The organism is Streptomyces sp. BR123, from assembly GCF_013401435.1.
Taxonomy (GTDB): Bacteria; Actinomycetota; Actinomycetes; order Streptomycetales; family Streptomycetaceae; genus Streptomyces.
This window is the reverse complement of record NZ_JACBGN010000629.1, coordinates 1-1027: the sequence shown is the minus strand read 5'-3', so window position 1 is coordinate 1027 and position 1027 is coordinate 1. Positions and strand designations below refer to the sequence as shown.

Below are 1027 nucleotides of genomic sequence, written 5' to 3'. Positions count from 1 at the left end.
GGCAGGGCGACTGCGGGGTGGGGCGACTGCCGGGGCGCGGCGCCTCAGCTGCCCGTGCCGGCGAGCCGGGGTGCCCCCGTCGCAGGTACGAAGTCCGTCAGGGAGACGGTGTAGTCGCCCTGGTCGGGCCGGTACGCGGTGCAGTACCGCGTGGGGTACCAGCCGGACGTCTGCCAGGCCGCGGGCTGGGGGATGGGTTCGCAGGTGCGGTGGCCGCCGGCGGGGTTGCGGTGGCGTTGCAGGAAGTCCTTGGTGAGCATGGGCTCCATGAAGATGAGGCCGCCCGCGTACGCGCCGTAGATGAAGGTCTGGCCGGTGAGGGTGCCGGTGGTCGGCGGCCTGCTGTCCAGGTGCGCGCCCATGGCTCCCTCGGCGGTCTGCGGGCTGCTCGCGGGATAGCCGGCGGGCAGGTAGGCGGCCGGTACCGGCCGGGCCGCGGTGGCGAGTTGGTCGCAGGCGATGAGCAGGGCGCACCCGCCGGTCCGGATGCCGGCCCGGACTTCCTTGGGCACGAGGTAGAAGTGGACGTCGAAGTGGGGGACGTCGTAGCGGCCGTGCGGGTTGTGGCCGTGCGGGTTCCAGTTGAACAGCGCCCAGTGGAAGGGCAGTCCGGCCGCGCCGGCCGGTGTGGCGGGGAGGGCGAGCTCCAGACTGTGGCCGCCTACGCATTCGTGGGCGGGGTCGGTGGCGCCGTCGCCGTCCGTGTCGTGGCAGTGCTTGCCGTCGGTGGGGGCGGCGGGCAGCGCTCTGAGGGCGGAGGCGGTGAGGGAGACGCCCACCGCCTGCGGGATACCGTTTCGGTATTCGCTGTACGTCCGCACCGTGCCGCGGCCGAGTGCGGCGGCCGGGCCGAGGCTGAGGCAGGCCGCGGCGCCGGCGCGGGCACCGCAGGCGGGCAGCCGGGCGGCGGAGCCGGAGCGCGGCCGGGGGTCCGGGGGCTGCCAGATCGAGGGCAGGAGCGCGGCCAGCAGGGCGGCGCAGGCCAGGCCGGCGGCGGTGGTGGCGGGGCGGGGGATGCGAGGGAGCC

The 1027-nt window shown here is 75.9% G+C and carries 1 protein-coding gene; it reads right to left on the bottom strand.

Features of this window, described 5'->3' with window-relative positions; translation table 11 throughout:
* Positions 1-44: 44 nt before the first annotated feature.
* The coding region (locus HYE82_RS36750) for a hypothetical protein (RefSeq protein WP_179178558.1) at positions 45-1027 on the bottom strand (983 nt) is incomplete at its 5' end.